Source organism: Hyphomonas sediminis, assembly GCF_019679475.1.
Classification (GTDB): Bacteria; Pseudomonadota; Alphaproteobacteria; order Caulobacterales; family Hyphomonadaceae; genus Hyphomonas; species Hyphomonas sediminis.
Window position 1 is genome coordinate 3006609 of sequence record NZ_JAIEZP010000001.1, and the last position, 16435, is coordinate 3023043.

At 58.0% G+C, this 16435-nt stretch carries 12 protein-coding genes; 6 read left to right on the forward strand and 6 right to left on the reverse strand.

Annotation, left to right across the window (positions count from 1 at the left end; all coding sequences use genetic code 11):
* Positions 1-36: 36 nt before the first annotated feature.
* The 5 genes from K1X12_RS14625 (at position 37) to K1X12_RS14645 (ending at position 8383) form a co-directional block, all read left to right on the forward strand.
* Complete coding sequence (locus K1X12_RS14625) at positions 37-624, forward strand: ECF-type sigma factor (RefSeq protein ID WP_225908161.1); 588 nt, start codon at positions 37-39, stop codon at positions 622-624.
* A gap of 151 nt (positions 625-775) precedes the next feature.
* Positions 776-3268, forward strand: coding sequence for a serine/threonine-protein kinase (locus K1X12_RS14630; protein ID WP_220988300.1), 2493 nt, complete (start codon positions 776-778; stop codon positions 3266-3268).
* 1304 nt (positions 3269-4572) lie between these two features.
* Positions 4573-5070: a hypothetical protein gene (locus K1X12_RS14635; protein ID WP_220988301.1), complete on the forward strand. Its 498-nt coding sequence runs from the start codon at positions 4573-4575 to the stop codon at positions 5068-5070.
* Positions 5067-7913: a hypothetical protein gene (locus K1X12_RS14640; RefSeq protein WP_220988302.1), complete on the forward strand. Its 2847-nt coding sequence runs from the start codon at positions 5067-5069 to the stop codon at positions 7911-7913. The genes K1X12_RS14635 and K1X12_RS14640 overlap by 4 nt, the downstream gene beginning before the upstream one ends.
* Complete coding sequence (locus K1X12_RS14645; protein ID WP_220988303.1) at positions 7904-8383, forward strand: hypothetical protein; 480 nt, start codon at positions 7904-7906, stop codon at positions 8381-8383. Before K1X12_RS14640 ends, K1X12_RS14645 begins: the two co-directional genes overlap by 10 nt.
* A gap of 106 nt (positions 8384-8489) precedes the next feature.
* Here the strand turns inward: K1X12_RS14645 and K1X12_RS14650 are convergent, their stop codons facing one another.
* Genes K1X12_RS14650 through K1X12_RS14670 form a run of 5 tightly spaced genes read right to left on the reverse strand, consistent with a single transcriptional unit; the run spans position 8490 to position 13852 of the window.
* Positions 8490-10253, reverse strand: coding sequence for an acyclic terpene utilization AtuA family protein (locus K1X12_RS14650; RefSeq protein WP_220988304.1), 1764 nt, complete (start codon positions 10251-10253; stop codon positions 8490-8492).
* Complete coding sequence (locus tag K1X12_RS14655) at positions 10250-11008, reverse strand: enoyl-CoA hydratase-related protein (protein WP_220988305.1); 759 nt, start codon at positions 11006-11008, stop codon at positions 10250-10252. Before K1X12_RS14655 ends, K1X12_RS14650 begins: the two co-directional genes overlap by 4 nt.
* Entirely contained in the window at positions 11005-12195 is a 1191-nt protein-coding gene (locus K1X12_RS14660) for a CaiB/BaiF CoA transferase family protein (protein WP_220988306.1), read from the reverse strand. Before K1X12_RS14660 ends, K1X12_RS14655 begins: the two co-directional genes overlap by 4 nt.
* Positions 12173-13330, reverse strand: a complete 1158-nt coding sequence (locus K1X12_RS14665; RefSeq protein ID WP_220988307.1) for an acyl-CoA dehydrogenase family protein — start codon at positions 13328-13330, stop codon at positions 12173-12175. Before K1X12_RS14665 ends, K1X12_RS14660 begins: the two co-directional genes overlap by 23 nt.
* A 15-nt stretch (positions 13331-13345) precedes the next feature.
* A complete protein-coding gene (locus tag K1X12_RS14670; RefSeq protein ID WP_220988308.1) occupies positions 13346-13852 on the reverse strand; it encodes a cupin domain-containing protein in 507 nt (168 codons plus the stop codon).
* A gap of 114 nt (positions 13853-13966) precedes the next feature.
* On the opposite strand from K1X12_RS14670, the gene K1X12_RS14675 reads away from it, so the two are divergent.
* Positions 13967-15607 (forward strand): FAD-dependent monooxygenase, encoded by a 1641-nt coding sequence (locus K1X12_RS14675; RefSeq protein WP_220988309.1) that lies wholly within the window; start codon positions 13967-13969, stop codon positions 15605-15607.
* Between the two features lie 46 nt (positions 15608-15653).
* Here the strand turns inward: K1X12_RS14675 and K1X12_RS14680 are convergent, their stop codons facing one another.
* Positions 15654-16310, reverse strand: a complete 657-nt coding sequence (locus K1X12_RS14680) for a TetR/AcrR family transcriptional regulator (protein ID WP_220988310.1) — start codon at positions 16308-16310, stop codon at positions 15654-15656.
* Between the last annotated feature and the right edge of the window lie 125 nt (positions 16311-16435).

A 16435-nucleotide genomic window follows, 5' to 3' on the forward strand; every position in this document is an offset into this window, starting at 1 on the left:
TCCGGACACATATCAGAGGGGCGCTAAGTGGCGGATATGGAGGATGATCATTCGGGAGCCAGCGGCAACTGCCGCGAGCTCAGCCTGTCCGAAGAGCTTCTTGCCGAAACTTACGACCTGCTTCGCAGAATAGCGTCGCGTCAATTGACGCGCCAGCCTGCCAGCTCCACCCTGAACACGACGATGATAGTCCATGAAGCCTGGCTAAAACTGTCGAATGACAAAGATCGGCTCTTCGTTGATCAGGATCACTACCTGGCGACTGCGTCACGCGCCATGCGGCAACTATTAGTCGATCACGCACGTCGCAAGCTCGCCGACAAGCGAGGGGGCGGGGCCATCCACCTGAATATGGATGACCATCAGATCCCGGCAGAGGTATCCTCCGAAGCGCAGATACTCGATATCGAAGATGCATTGGCAAAACTTGCAAAACTGTCGCCCGAACTTGAACGCGTGGTCGAGTGCCGCTTCTTTGCTGGCCTAACAGTTGAAGAAACAGCAAATGCTCTTGGCAGTTCTGTCCGAACAGTCGAGCGGCGCTGGGCTGTGGCGCGAGCCTTTCTCGCAGATATGCTGCGTCCACCTCCAGATACTACCTCATCAGGTGCAAACCTACCTTGACCCCCGGCAGCGGCATGGCGTTGGCGGGATTTGGTTTGATTTGGCGTTCTCATATGCAAATCCGCCCCCGTCATCCGAGGCCCAGATAAACGAAATCGCTTGAATTCGGATTACATGCAGAAAACACTTCGTGGAAACACAAGAGCTTACATTGGACTTCAAGGATTCATCAGACTGGGAACGGCTGGACCGCGCACTGAGCGAGGCGCTTGACCTGCCTGCTGCGCAACGCGGCAGCTGGCTCGCCCAGCAACTTGGCGAGGATACCAAACTGTTCGATCAGGCTATGCGCCTGCTTGAGATTGAACGCGAAAGCGAAACCCGTTTCGATATGTTTCAGGCCTCGCGCAATGCCGTGCTTGCCGATGCCGCAATCGAAATGGAAGAGCCTCTCGGCGATCCGCGGATCGGGGCAAAATACGGCGCGTGGCAAATCGTCAGGCGTATCGGGTCCGGCGGACATTCTGTCGTATACGAAGCAAGGCGGGACGACGGCAGATACAACCAAAACGCTGCCTTGAAAGTCATGCACGGCGGCGTTTTGAACGGCGACGCCGTCCGCCATTTCCTGCGTGAACGCCAAATCCTATCGGCGCTGGATCATCCCGGAATCGTACGTATTCTCGATGCGGGTGAAACAGCGACCGGGGCGCCCTGGATGGCAATGGACCTCGCGCCCGGAAAAACCATCACCGAATACTGTCAAGATACAATCCCCCCCCTCAACGAACGCCTTCGTCTGGTGGCAGATATCGCCGACGCTCTCCAGTCGGCCCATTCGCGCCTCATCATTCATAGAGACATCAAACCCGACAATATTATCGTGTCCAATGACGGCAGGATCAGGCTGCTCGATTTCGGGATCGCAAGTCTTTTGAGCGGCGATGAGACGACAAGCCCAATCTCTGCGATGACACCGGCATACGCATCACCTGAACAACTCGCCTTCGACCCTGTCACGACCGCAAGTGACATTTACCAGCTGGGTCGCGTGCTTGCGGATGTCTGCGCCGGAGTGGATATCCCGCCGGAACTGCAGGCAGTCATCAATAAGGCAACAAACGAAACGGCCAGCGAACGCTACAACTCTGCCGCCGGCCTCGCCTCGGACTTGAAAAGGATTGTGAACGGCCAGGCACCGGCCGCTCGTCCTGACACAGGTCTTCAGGCTGCGGTCCGTTTCGCTAAGCACAATAAGGTCTCCGCAGCACTAGCGTCCGTCCTGGTTTTTGGCTCGATCAGCGTTGCGGTCATAGTTACGGCGCACGCTCATGCGCTGGACCATCAGCGGGCGCTCGCTGTTGCCGCAGCAGATCGCGCGGACCGGGGCCGAAGCGTGCTGCTCGACACGTTCCGGAGGCTGGATCCCTTGGAACAGGATGGCATGGCTTCCACGGACGGAGACGTCGCAAGCCTGCTTGAGCCTACGTTGGAAGACGTACGTAGCCGTCTGTCAGACGATCCGCTCCTCGCCGCCGAACTCGTCGGCTGGGTTGCGCGCACAAAGGACCGTTCCGGAGATATCGAAGAGGCGGGCCGGCTGGCACAGGATGCCGTCGATCTACTGTCGGCGGCAAAAATGAACACAAGCACAGAATACGCCCTAGCCCTGGCCTATGCCGGATCCCTGAAGGGAAAAGCGGGAGATCGGGAGGCTGAAGTTGCTGCAGTTGAAAAAGCGCTTTCGATTGCACAGACAGCACCACTCACAGATCTGCCTGCACTCGACACTCTGCTTATTGCAGCCTGGTCGCACGAAGGAGACTGGCTCCAGCAACACGCACTCTTTACGGAGGCGCTTCCCCGGATTTCGGCTACTGGATCAATCCCCAGCGAAATTGAGGCCCGAGCGGGGCTTTCCAGGGCGCTCATTGGTCTTGGCAAGTCCGAAGAGGCGGAAGAACAAAGCCGCCATGCCGTTGAGTTGACGGAAATTTATTATGGTCCACAACATCCGCGACTGGCGCTTCCGCTCTCCGATCTGGGACGCATCCTGACTGCCCGCGGAAAGTATGAGGAAGCCGCGCGCACCCAACAACGCGCACTCGAAATATCGACTTCCGCATTCGGAGTAGATGCTCCAAGTACTGTCTCTCATCGCAACAATCTGACTATCACCTTGATGGAATCTGGACGTCATCAGGAAGCAATTGATCAATACGCACTTTTGCTTGAAACAATCGCCAGGACCAATGGCGCGGACTCACTTGCATTCGGTGAAGCGCTTCAGAACATGGCGGTCGCGCAAACCCAGGCAGGATTGTATCAAGCCGCGCTGGTTTCTCTCGCGGGCGCCGAAAGAATATTCGTTTCGCGCCTGCCAGAGGGCCATCCCAGGCGCGCATTCCCTTCCCTGACCAGATCTGAAATTCTGATCTCTCAGAAGCGCTACTCCGACGCGGAAAAGGAAGCCCAGCGGGCTTTCAGTCTCCTCTCCGCCAGCCTGCCGCCAAGACATTATGCGATCGAAATCGCGAAGTGCAGGATTGGCTTGGCGAAATTTGGCAAAGGTGAATTGTCGAGCGCACGGCCTTTTATCTCGACCTCGGTCGAATCCTTGAGGTCCATGGGTGATCTGCCCGCAAGACTCGTCACCCCATGCTATGAAGTGGCAGCGGCACTTGAATCTGCTCCTTCTCCTTAGTCGCCTGCGATCCGTTTTCGGGCCCCCACCCAGCCAATCGGCGCTTGCATAAGGAGGAACGCAGTTCTGCAAAGCACTCCGCCATCGATGTGGAGGCGTGTATCGCTTGTTTTCGGATCCCGAGAAAAGACTGACACTCCAATTTCCCAATCGATGACAATGCACGAAACTAAATCATACCGGAGAAAGCCGAAATCTCATTCCAAGTTTTGTGCTCATGCTTTCAGCATGCGGATAGCCCGCAACCGAACATGTCGCCAAACAGAACGGTTCGCAGGCACCTGCGGCAGCCACCCCGGAAAACCCCAGCAGCCCCATTGAGCCTGACAGGGCCATCCGATCAGCTGGACTACCATATGTGGGATGCAGATCGCGGGGCAACGCCGACCTAGGTCATTTTTGCGGCAAAAGACCTCAATAGCGGAAGCATCGACATCAACAAAAAATAAAACTGCTCGACTGAGCCAGAACAACTTTGCTCCCGACACAAAATGACCGGAACGCCTGAGGTCATCGATCCTGCAGGGATTTCTCCGACGTTGGCGGGCATCAGGCTCATCTTGCGTGGAGGGAGCAAAAGCAACTGTAATCGTGGGGCACGTTTCATGAAGCTAGCACGTCTTTCTGTCGTATCATTCGTGGCGGTCCTTTTTTTAACGTTGGGAATCCCCCTCCATGCACTCGCGCAGGACACCGGCGGCGACATCTGCGCGAATGTTACCTGTCCAACAGGGAACGTCTGCTACCAGGGCGCCTGCTTTCTCAGAGTCGAACAGGCTAACGCTTGCGCTGGTGTCACCTGCCCAGCGGGAAACACCTGTTATCAGGGGGCATGCTTTCCCGAACCGGACGCATCGAAAGAAACGGATGCCTGCGCGGTCGCCTGTGTTGATGTTGCCTGCCCTGCTGAACAAGTTTGTCACATGGGCGCCTGTTTTCAACCAGTCACCGAGAGCAGATCGACCGATATCTGTAGCAGCGTGCAGTGCCCGGTCGGCCAAACATGTTTCCAGGGGATCTGCCTTTCTCCAGAGCCTCAGCAGACCTCTCCTTTAGACCTTTGCCGGGATGTGACATGCGCTGCCGGTCAGGCTTGTTATGAAGGCGCCTGTTTTATCGAAGAGAAAACCCCGGCGTCCCCTTCGACCGGGCGCCCCGGTCGCAATGACAATGCAGGCGGTTTGGAGATACTACCCCTGCCCGAAGGCCCTCGGCAATCTCGCTACCTAAGCCTCGAAGACGCAACAATTTCGCGCGATCAAACGATCAAAATCTCCTATCGGCACTTGCCCGCGAAGGATGGAATGCTCGTCTTGTTCTTCGTTGGCGGCCCAACGCCGAAACGGGTTGCGTGGTCCTATACACTCGCCAAAAAGCCGGACGGTACATTCGAGCGCGGTGCGAATACGATGCCGGCCTATACCGGTCCCTGGAAAGCCTGCCTTGGCTACGATCCTGCGCTCAAACAAGACACCGCGAGGCCCGCCGATTTCGACGACTGCGTTGACTTCTACCTTGCTGGCGGCGGTAGCCTGGACGCAAAGCCGGAAATCACCTTGCCGACGGATGGAGCCATTGCGAACCGAGAGTTTGAGCTCAGCTGGACGGGATTTCCGCCGTCGGCATCAAGACTTGTCCTCGTCTCGCAGAGCAGGGAAATGACCGTCGCTCATCGCACGACAGCATCCCAGGGCTCGGGACAATGGAAGATACGTGTGGGAGCGCCGGGAAGGTATGAACTACGTGTTTACTTCGAAGGCGACGATCTTAGGGCCCGGATGCCGATAGAGGTGAAGCCGTGAAATTTTTGCATTTACTCTCCGCGTTGAGCCTATTGGGCTTCCTCGTTCTTGCAGGGGCGGACACAGCATCCGCCCAATCGCCGGGCGCAAAACCGCCAGAGACCGTGCGGGTTTGGCGAGAGAGTGGCGATCCGCCAGGACTCGAGTTCAACACCGATACCCCCAGATCATTCTTTGACCCGGTTCCATATGCCCCCTCAGATGAGCCAGCGTGGTCAACTTATGAAGATGCTCTGAATCGGGCAATTGATCACCTGCGCGGCAAGCATGTCTTCGGACCGCCAATGCCGGAGGGGCAATTCATTACTGTCATGCCAATCTCGCGGTCTGGCCCAACCGGTGGAAATAAGCAGCCGTATCCATCTGATCTGGGACGCTTCTTTCCGCCAGATCTGTGGCTGTTTCCAGCCAACTACGCGCGCGCCGATGTGAACTGGGTGCGCACCCTTTCTAAACCCGCCAAAGGTCCCACCGGTCAGGAATTTCTCTGGCACGATCCGTACACGATGCTCGCATGGAATGCCGCCCAGATGGGACAGGTCAGGATCGCTGATAAAGTTAGACCAATGGGCGATGCGTTTGGGAAGCGACTGATCGCATTCGACCCTGCCGGTCGCATGATTTTCAACAGTGCAGGTTACTCGCTGGCGCTGGTCGCCGCCGAAGCTCTGACTGATCCTCGTGCTGCGCCTGAAGTCGCTCGACTGGATCTCTACCACTACGCCAGCGCATTCAAGGGCCCCGGCGATGGAGGAGACGATGGCCCGACGCCGACCAAGCTCCTGACACTTGGACAATCCTGGACGACCCCCTGGATGAGCCTTCCAGACAAAGAAGACGGGCCGATTTCGTCCTCCGCGCTATCGGGCATTTTCAACACCATTCTCGCCCATCAGGAGGCGGATAGCTTCGTCAAAATTTTTATGCGTCCTTGGCCTATGCCAGCCGGAACGAAAGAAATGCCGGGCCGCACAGCCTGGCTGGACTGGCTAGATGACGGCATTCGCGCGTCTGGAACCTCGCTGACCAAACGAAAAGGATATACGGCGGTTGTCGCGGAACGCGGATTGGCCGGCGCTTATGTAACCGCCCTGTCTGATGGACTGGGCCTGGCAAGACGCGTGAAGGCGTATGCCCCTGAAAAGCCATTACCAAGTTCGCTCGCTCTAAATGAACATGTCGAAAATATATTTGCGATGGTTCCGTGCAAGGCGTTCAAGGTAGACCTCAAGAATGCCGTGCATGAGCAAACGCTGACGATTCCGGAAATATCTACGCGCTGCATTCAACTCGAATATACCGGACCGACTTATGGCTCGAAGGGCAGCATCCCTCCCGTATCGATCTCCGCCTACACTGCAGGCTTCGATGCGATCGCCTATGACACCCTCCATCTAGCCACCAGCACCGGCGAAAAAGTCGGACTGGGCGTGGAAGATGCGACGGCTAAGAAGGCGGTAAAGATGTGGACGATCCCTTTCGAGCCTGACGTGCCCGGCGGCGATGTGATGACCCTCGCCTTTGCAAATGTTGCTCCGGTCGCCAGCGCAACGCGCACGTTGGATGTGCGCCTCTCATTCGGCATTTCCGTAACCGGCGCCGTCAGCACCCTGAGCACCTACGTCAACACGGCACCACCGAATGCCGATTGTTCTGCCCAAAAAGTGTCCGGGCCACCGCTCGCCGGGGCCGTCCCCTATCCGACAATTGCCTCGCCCCAAACGCCGCCTTCTTCGACGGCAGGGGCAAGCGGCGATCTGGCAGACCTGATCGGGTTTACAGGCGTCGCAAACAAGGCTGCTCAGAACCGTGAACTGCCCGCCGCGTTCGATATCGCCGCACTTCGCTCAACGGCCGGCCCAGACTTGAAAACAGCGGCGGCGAAGATCGAAAATGCGCTGGACAACCTGAAAGCCCTTACAACCGCACCTCCTACCAGCGCACCGCAACTGCAAGACCTGCATCTGGACTTCACCAATGGCTCCAGCCTGGCGAGGCCGGGTGCCCTTGTCGGTGAGATAAACTGGATTGATCCGTCCCTGCCGGTGTTCCCGAAGACTAGAGGGGCGATGGGACCGGACGACCGGAGAGACGATCCGCACGTGCTGATAGAAGGCACGCTAAGTCTGCAGGTCGCCTCGGAAACCCGGCTGCGAGGGCGGATCGACCTGACTCCAACTGAAGCGGTCTCCTCATGCGAGATGAAACCGGAGGGCAAGGTAACCATCGTGTTCGACCAGGTTGCGGCTCTGCCGCAGGCGCCTTCAACGCGCCTTGTGATGCCACAACCGATCGCCGTGGTGCCGCCCGAAGCCTGGGCCGGGATGCCCGAAGCAAACCGTGCCAAATTGCGCGGACAAGACAGATACCAGCCCGCGCGAACCAGCCAAACTGGGGCATCCAGAACTGATGGGTGCAGCTGTTCCTGCGAGGAGTATGCTGATCCGGTTCGCGCCGTCACTTGCAAGGCCGCGTGTGATGGCTACGCGGTTCAAGCGCCACTTTGTGCAATCGAATCCGCAGTGGTGAATGGTGTTTCGCGTGGCGAGGCCGTTAGACGGATCGAAGTTTGCAGCCGCTCATGCCCTGAACTGCTGGCAGGTGATCCCATCTGCCGAGCGGCGATGCCAGAGCTTGCGGAGGCCTGCCAATCAGACGGGCTGAGCGATAGCGAGTTGGCTTGCTATCTCGACCTCATGAGCGCCGGAATACCCGATGCCTTGCGACCAATGCTGGAAACCAATCTCCGCAAATCGGTTGCCGCAATGGACGAGGCGACGCGCAAGAAACTCATCCGCGACGAAATCAGCAGCCGGAAGAAGGATGGCCAGACATGCAACTGAAACATTTCATTCTAGCCATCACCCTCGTGTCGTCGACGGCTGTGGCACAGGTGCTCGATGTAAACGATTTCGGCGAAGCACCGGCTGAGCCGGTACCGGCGACATCGGTACCGTCTTCTTCTTTGCCCCCTCCGCGCGAAGCCTGCGTGTCCCCGAAAGAGCGGGCTGAAGCATTGTCCGGTGGCGTGTGCGACTGTAGCTGCGCTGCTTTGGAAACAGGCTGGACGGAACGATGCGAACTTGTGTGCGGGATGGACTGGTATGCCTGTCGCGTTCCCCAACCAACAGATGATGAGGTCATTGAAAGATACATGAAGGGCTATGAGTCCTTCACAGAAGCAGACATGAAGCTGATCGAAAACAGCCTCGGGGCAACGTTATCTGATCCCTACATGCTGGCAGAAATCCGCCGCGGCCAGCTTATCGAAGACGGATATGCCTGGGATATGTCACGCAACTGCCCAGAATAGAAGGAATTGGAATTTCCCAGTCTGGTCAACTCAACACTGTTCATCTAACAACGCCGATTGATACGGTCCTGGACTGCACCAACACCGCTGCAGCATGCCCGTTCTGTCAAAGCTCGCCTATGAGTTTCTCCAACGGCATGTCGAGCAGAATCTGTGCGACCGCTTTTCCCTGCGCATCAAATCGAAGATTGCGCATCCCCCCTCCATCAAGCGCACCATGCAGAACGAAATTGAGACTGCGACTTCCCGGAAGCTCAAATCGTTCGACCCGGTTGGCTCCTAGATGATCAAGCCACTCTGCGACGATCGACGCCGAAAGTCGCTCTCTTAGAAACGCCCACGCTACTTCATCACGTGCGATGACGCCGACATTGACGAGATCGCCTTTGTCGCCGCTGCGCGCGACAGCGCAATCCAGTAGACGTTCACCCGCAATTTTGAAGGGCTCGCCCGCAGTGGTGATATGTGGCGCAGCCAAAGGCTCAGGTGGAGCAAGGTCCGCGGCTTGAATATCCGCCACTGGCACGGATGTTACCGCAGTCCCCATATGCAGCGTTACCGGAACAGAGCTGCGCGCCACGAGTACACCACTGCCGCGGATCACCGGCGCCGACTTTGGGCGTCCGCCCGTAACACCGGTAATCCCTGGTGCCATTGCCGTTGCCGATGGGAAAATTTCTCGGGACAGAATATCCAGAATCGCTCGGCTCTCAGCCGCTACGGCAATCTTTAGAACCACTTCCCGGCTTCCGCCCGTACGCGCGTGCGGCCCATAGCTATCTTCCGCGCCAAGCACCTCAACCGAAGTTCTAGAGAAAGGTGCAAGCCCCTTCTCCGCGCCCAGTCTCATAGCGCGGTCGAGGATCGCCTGTCCGGTGCGCCGGGCCTTTGCAGCGGCGTCGCATCCTCCGATCATCAAGGTGACCGTCAACCGCCAGCCCTCCTGCCAAGTTACGCTGGCCTTGTATTGCATGGGCGCCGCCCTACCTCGCGCGCCGCTAACGCGAACTCTGTCCGGACCGAGCAGCTCCAGCTGCACATCCCGGAAGTCGCAGATAACATCAGGGAGGCGGTAGTCCGATGGATCGCCAATCTCGTAGAGCATCTGCTCCGCCACCGACAGCGGGGAGATCAGACCGCCCGTACCGGGCAATTTGGTAATTTCAAAACGTCCGTCGGGCTCGCATACTGCAACAGGAAAACCCATGTCGTCCCAGCCAGGCACCTGGTCCCAATCCGTGAACAGCCCCCCGGCTCCTTGACACCCGCACTCGATCAGGTGGCCAGCAAGAGAGCCCTGGGAAAGCTGGTCCCAATCATCCGTCCGCCAACCGAATTCATGAACCAGAGGCGCAAGCGTCAGTGCCGAATCTGCGCATCGGCCGGTAACCACAATATCTGCACCCGTTTCCAACGCGGCCACGATCCCGGCAATGCCGAGATAGGCGTTTGCGCTGAGGAATGGCCCAGCAAGCGCTTCGTTGGTAAACATATCCGTTGCGGGTGTCTCTATGCGACCCAGAACATCATCGCCGGTCACCGCCGCGATTTTGAGCTGGAGACCGGCCTCAGCGACGCGCGCCTCCAGTGCCCGTGCGCAGGCTACAGGGTTCAAGCCCCCTGCATTGGCCAGCAGCTTCACGCCCCGCGACTTTATGGTGGCCAGATGAGGCGTGATTGCGCGTTCAAAGTCCGGAATAAAGCCCTTGTCGGGATCGGCCTCCCGGGCACGCGCAAGCAAAGCCAATGTAATCTCTGACAGATAGTCATAGACGATATAGTCGAGCTCTCGCGCATTCAGGAGTTGGGCGGTCGCTGCGTCGCTGTCGCCCCAAAAGCCGGATCCACCTGCAATAAAAATCTTCTTCATTTCGAACCTTCTATCCACGCAGGCGACCGCTTCTCTCGAAATGCCGCACGACCTTCCTGCGATTCAGGACGGCTCCATGCATTGATGAGTGCGCGCATCAGTTCATCATCAGCCGCACTGCTTGCAAACACATGGCGACCGAAGGCTGCTCGTCCATCCAGCAAAGCCTGCGGTCCCATGGATCGGATTTCCGAGCACAGACGATCTACTTCGTCATCTAAGCCACTCCGGCGCACCACTCGGGTAAGAAATCCCGCTTGAACTGCATCGACCGCAGACAGACGTTGTCCGGCAAACGCCATATCTGCGACTACACGCGGCGATGATACCCTCAGCAGATACGGAAAAATCATAAACGGGAAGAGTCCCACCCGGGCCTCTGGTGTGGCGAACGTGACGACGTCAACCCCAATTGCAATATCGCTGGCGCAGACCAGCCCGACTCCGCCTCCCGCCACCGCGCCGTTGACGCGTGCAACAATCGGAACTGGGCAGCGATCCATGGCGTCGAGTAGCGCCACAAACTGACTCGCAGTCTCCTCCGCCGCATCTCCCGCCAGGTCCGCCCCCGAACAGAATGCCCGCTCTCCGGCGCCCGTCAGAACGACCAACCGCACGTCGCCGGGATTGACAAAAGCCTGGCGCAAGTCGGCAATCGTATTTGGATTCAACGCGTTTGCCCGGCTCTCACGATCGATCGTAAGCCACAGCGCCCCATTTCGCCGACTCACGCCGACGCCACGCTCCGCACTCACCCGACTTCACCACGAATAGACGCAAGAACTTCATCCGTATGCGCCCCCTTTCTAGGGGCCGCTGAGCGGATTCCTGGCAAACCGTTGCTCCATTCGGACGGGCAGTTCATCAGGCGGATATCCTGCCCCCGCACATCTTGCAGAGACGCAAAGAAGTCGATCCCCTTTAGGTGCGGATCTTCCAGAAGGCTGTCAAAATCATGCACGGGGAAAATAGGGATACCATGCGGCGAAAGGATCGTGCGCCATTCCAGGGTAGTCCGTGTCTGCAGAATATCTTCCACCAGGCCGTATAGCGCTTCTATGTGGCGGGTCCGCGTGCCTAGATCGCGAAAGCGCGAATCTTCATCGAACATTTCGCCCCGGCCGGCCGCATTCAGAAATGCACGCCATTGCGCATCCGTGTAGACAGTGCAGCAAACATAGCCATCTTGCGTGCGATAGGGCCTGCGCGTTTTCGCCATCAGACGCGGGTAGCCATAGTCTGCCTGCGGATTTTCGTATGTGTGACCATACATATGATCCCCCATGACAAAGCTGGTCATAGTCTCAAACATGGGCACATCGACCCGCTGACCTTTTCCTGTCCGCTCGCGGGCGAACAGCGCTGCAGCGATCGCGCCGAATGCATAATAGCCGACCGCCCGATCTGCGACTGTCACGGGCGCATAGGCTGGCGGCCCACCGGTCGCCACACTTATAGAGTGCGCAAGGCCAGACGCCGCCTGAATCAGGTCATCAAAAGCCGGCTCAGCTGCATAGCATCCGCGCTGGCTGTACCCAAACGTCCCGGCGAAGATCAACCGCGGATTCAGGGCGTGAAGTCGCTCCCATCCCAGCCCGAGACGGGTCATCGCCGCTGGCCGAATATTGTAGACAAGCACGTCAGCATCCTTCACCAACTCCAGCAACGACGCCAGATCACCGGAATCCTTCAGATCAAGGACGATTGATCGTTTGTTGCGGTTTAAATGCTGAAATATGGCCCCGACGCCATCCTCGCCACCAGGGCCGATCGAACGGATCACATCCCCATCTGGACTTTCGACCTTGATAACATCTGCCCCAAGGTCCGCCAGGCAGGATGTCGCCAGCGGCCCCATGAAGACGGAAGTCAGATCGAGGATACGGACCCCAGCGAGCGGGCCATCGCCTGTTTTCGGTTCAATAGGATCGGGGGAGGTCAAGGACTTTCTCCGAGATAAAATTGAAGATCATTTGGCGGGAGACTGGCGCAATCCGGCCGATCATGGACTCCCGGAACAGACGCTCGACGTCGTATTCTTTTGCGTAGCCCATCCCGCCCAACGTAAGCACCGCAGCCTCGCACGCCTCGAAGCTCGCTTCTGCAGCTAGATATTTTGCTGCATTTGCCTGTGGTCCGCATGGGCGGCCAGAATCGTAGAGCGCAGCGGCACGCGCAACCAGAGCATCCGCAGCTTCCAGCTTGGCCCAAGCCTCGGCGAGAGGATGTGAGACGCCCTGATTGGATCCTATCTGCCGGCCAAACACGACACGTTCCCGCGCATATGCAGATGCTCGCTCGAGCGCAGCAAGGCCGATGCCGACACATCCTGCGGCTGCAAGAATGCGCTCCGGGTTCAGTCCGTGCAGCAGGATCTTGAACCCATCCCCCTCTTCACCGATCCGGTTCTCAACCGGAACCTCAAGGCCCTCGATAAAGAGCATATTGGAGTCCACGGCCGCCCGGCCCATCTTGTCAATTTCTCTGATTTCCACCTTGTTGCGGTCAAGTGGACTGTAGAACAGAGTCAGACCCGACAGACCTGCGCCACCAGTTCGGGCAACGATCAGCATGTGCGTGGCGATCTGGGCCGTGGATATCCATATTTTCCTGCCTGTGATCACATAGCGATCACCCCTGCGCTCGGCCCGCGTCTCAAGCCGCCCGGCGTCCAAACCCGAATTGGGCTCTGTCACGGCAAAGCAGGCGTGATGTTCGCCCGAGATAATCGGCGGCAGAAAGCGAGATTTCTGGTCTTCTGTCCCAGCAACAACAATCGGATGAAGACCGAATATGTTCATGTGAACAGCCGACGTGCCGGAAGCTCCGGCGCCGGAGGCGGCAATGGCTTTCAGGATCAGAGCCGCTTCCCGAATACCGAGTCCCGAGCCGCCATATTGCTCAGGCATGGCGACACCAAGGAAGCCCCCCGCAGCCACCGCTTCCCGGAATTCTACCGGGAAACGGTGGCTCGCATCGGCATTGCGCCAGTACTCAGCGGGAAAGGCAGCACACAAACGCTGCACGGACGCCGACAGTTCGCCGGCGAGGTCGGCATCAACCGGGTTCGCTGTCATGATTCACCCGCAAGTTCAGCCGACGGAGAATGGATCAGCCGGCAGATGCGCGACTGCGTTATTGGCTTTGGCGGCGACATAATAGCTCATCGCATCGATCACCATGCCAGGCGTGCCATCCTCGTTGATCATCTGAAGCGGACCTTTGGAGATAATGAGGGACTCGCCCCAATCATCATTCTCGGTCACAGCTACGTGGACAGCGCCAGCATATTCATAAGTATAGTCTCCGGGTCCAGCGGAGCCTTCCCCTTCGTACCACCACTTGCCCGGACCGAGCGACAGGATCTCGACCGAAGAAAGGTGGCGATGCGCTCCGATCCCGGTGCGATAGCGGAAGATCAGAGTATGTCCGAGCGTTTCCGGATCGATACGAAGAATCTTGAACATCGCGCAGTGCTCGTAGCCCGGGAAAGATGTCCACGGAATATCTGCGACTTTGACGAATTTGGCAGGCGGCACCTTTGGCATCAGCGCCATCAGTTCTGCCACTTTCTCTTCATTGGTCCGGGTATCAGTCACGGTTTTCTCTCCCTCTGGATCCGTTTCTCGACCGCACGTTCTTCGCGCTGGTTGCATTCTACGGAATACTCTGTATGTTTTATTGACAGAACTGTCAACTCATTGAGGTCGCGTATGAAATTCAATCAGGATGTTCTCATCATCGGAGGGGGGCCGGTTGGTCTGAGCTTGTCGATTCAGCTTAGCCGGCTCGGCATTCGTCACATGCTGATTGAGCGGAACACTGAGGTGAGCCCTCACCCCAAATCCCGGCTACTCAATCCGCGCTCGATCGAAATACTCCGCCTATGGGGCCTGGAAGACGACGTCCGCAATGTGCGGGTTTCTGCCAAGCCGACCTTCTACTTCGGCAACGATCTGATCTCCGCTTGGCGTCAGGTATTCAGGCCGGCCGAAGTGCTCTCCGACGAAATCTCCAGATCCGTTAGCCCGTGCGAAGTCGAGGGAGTTCTGTGCTCTCAAGACGTCCTAGAGCCCATCCTGCGCGCTGCAGCAACAAGCTATGAAACAGCTGACATCCGCTTTGGCTGGAACGCCGAGATCGTTTCCGGACTGGGCCAGGATGGTGCGACGACCGTTGGAATCTGCGATCTTGCAAACGGCGTAAGCGAAACACTCAACGTGCGGTATCTTATCGCCGCCGATGGGGCGACCAGCCCAATCCGAACCGCGCTTGGGGTGGAGACCACCGGCGCAGACCGCACTCTGGAAGCTATCAGTGTTCTATTCAGGTCAGATCTTTCCAAGTACGGTGATACGGGGGTTTCCTTCTTCGTCCTCAGCAACCCGGAGACCATCGGCACGGCCGTGATTGCGCCCGTTGACGAACATGGGCGCGCCGCTCTGCTAGGTCGCCCGAAAGTGATGGACGAACAGCCACTTGAAACAATTAACTGGGAGGAGGTTCTGCGCCTCGGCGTCGGCGTGCCAGACCTGCCGCTAGAAATCATTGACGTGCGCGCGTGGCGCGCGGCCGTCGTCATCGCCAACGAGTACCGCCGCGGAAACACATTCCTCGTCGGCGATGCAGCTCACCTGATGCCGCCGAACGGCGGCTTCAACATGAACACCGGCATTCAAGATGCGCATAATCTCGCATGGAAACTCGCGGCAGTCCTCCAGGGTTGGGCCAGCGAAGCGCTTCTGGATACCTATGATTCGGAACGTCGCCCTATTGCGCTGTTCAATGCCGCAGAAGCGATTCGCAATCTGAAAGCGCTAGTGGACAAGGACGAGGACGGCCGGGGCGGCGGTTTCCGCCAGGATCACTATGTCCACCCGGGATTGGCGCTCGGCTACCGCTACAATAACGGTGCGGTTGTATATTTGGCTGATCAGGACCGGTCCGATAACTGGTCTGTCGGGGAATATGTCCAATCCCCAGCGCCCGGCGCCCGGGCCCCCCACCTCTGGCTCACGAGCCCAAGCGGACAAACAATCTCAACGCTCGATCTCTTCGAGCAGAACTTCGTGCTACTGACCAAACCTGAAACAGCGGCGGCGTGGGCAACTGCGGTAAACGACGCAGCGCGGGTAACCGGCGCTCCTGTGAAACTGATCACGATCGGGAATGGCGGAGACTGGAACAGCACATCTGGCGACTTCAGCGCCCTATATGACCTGCGCGAAAATGAGGCGGTCCTGGTGCGTCCGGATGGGCATATCGGCTGGCGCGGAAGCGCACCGGATTCCGATGCGTTGACACAGGCTATCGGGATACTCACCAAGCAGCCGGAAATGGCGCATTTCGCATGATTGATATAGGGCGGAGGGCGGTCTTACGCCCCCGCCCCTTTTGCGGTCAGGGCTTCTCGAGGATCAGGCCGTTGCGCAGCATTTCCAAAATCCAGTCCGCATGCGCACTGACGACATCCGTGTCGAGCGGGTCCACATCATACACCCGCTTCACCATTGGCCCAACCATGAACAAGGTCGCGACGGATCCGATCAGTATATAGGCGAGGTGGTGTCTCGGAATCGGCTTCAGCTGCCCTTCGGCTTCAACACGGTCGATCAACTCGTTCAGCTGGCCCAGGAGCACAACCAGATACTCTTCGGTCAGCCACTGTAGCCGTTCTGATTCCTGGCGCATCTCAACCAGAATCAGGATCACCCGCTCGGGATGACGCGCGGAGAACTGAACGAAAGCCCGAATGAACATCTTCAGCTGGTCAAGCGCACTCAGGCCGCGCGATAGCTCCGCAACTGCAGCGTAGTGGCCTTTCAGCTCATCGAATATATGCGCCATCGTCCGGCGCCACAGCTCTTCTTTGCTACCGAAATGATAGAGCAGCAACGGATGGCGCGTGCCGGCCTCAGCAGCGATATCCATAAGAGACGCGCCTTCATAACCGCTGCGCGCAAATATCTGGACAGCCGATTTGAGGATGTCGTTCTTGAGCTCGGCTGTGTCACGCGCATTGCGTCGGCGTCGCACAGGTTTTGATGCTGACGACATGGTCTCGCCCCTTTGCTAAGCCTGCAGTGTGACGGCTGATACAGATTCGTCAATATTTGCTGACGAGATAGCCAATTTCAGAATTCTCGAAAGCACCGTATTGACAACTTCGTTCAATTTTCTGA

Coding starts and splice junctions, on each gene's coding strand:
- K1X12_RS14625 (WP_225908161.1), top strand. CDS start 37: ATGGAGGATGATCATTCGGGAGCCAGCGGCAACTGCCGCGAGCTCAGC.
- K1X12_RS14680 (WP_220988310.1), bottom strand. CDS start 16,310: ATGTCGTCAGCATCAAAACCTGTGCGACGCCGACGCAATGCGCGTGAC.
- K1X12_RS14675 (WP_220988309.1), top strand. CDS start 13,967: ATGAAATTCAATCAGGATGTTCTCATCATCGGAGGGGGGCCGGTTGGT.
- K1X12_RS14635 (WP_220988301.1), top strand. CDS start 4,573: ATGCTCGTCTTGTTCTTCGTTGGCGGCCCAACGCCGAAACGGGTTGCG.
- K1X12_RS14650 (WP_220988304.1), bottom strand. CDS start 10,253: ATGAAGAAGATTTTTATTGCAGGTGGATCCGGCTTTTGGGGCGACAGC.
- K1X12_RS14665 (WP_220988307.1), bottom strand. CDS start 13,330: ATGACAGCGAACCCGGTTGATGCCGACCTCGCCGGCGAACTGTCGGCG.
- K1X12_RS14645 (WP_220988303.1), top strand. CDS start 7,904: ATGCAACTGAAACATTTCATTCTAGCCATCACCCTCGTGTCGTCGACG.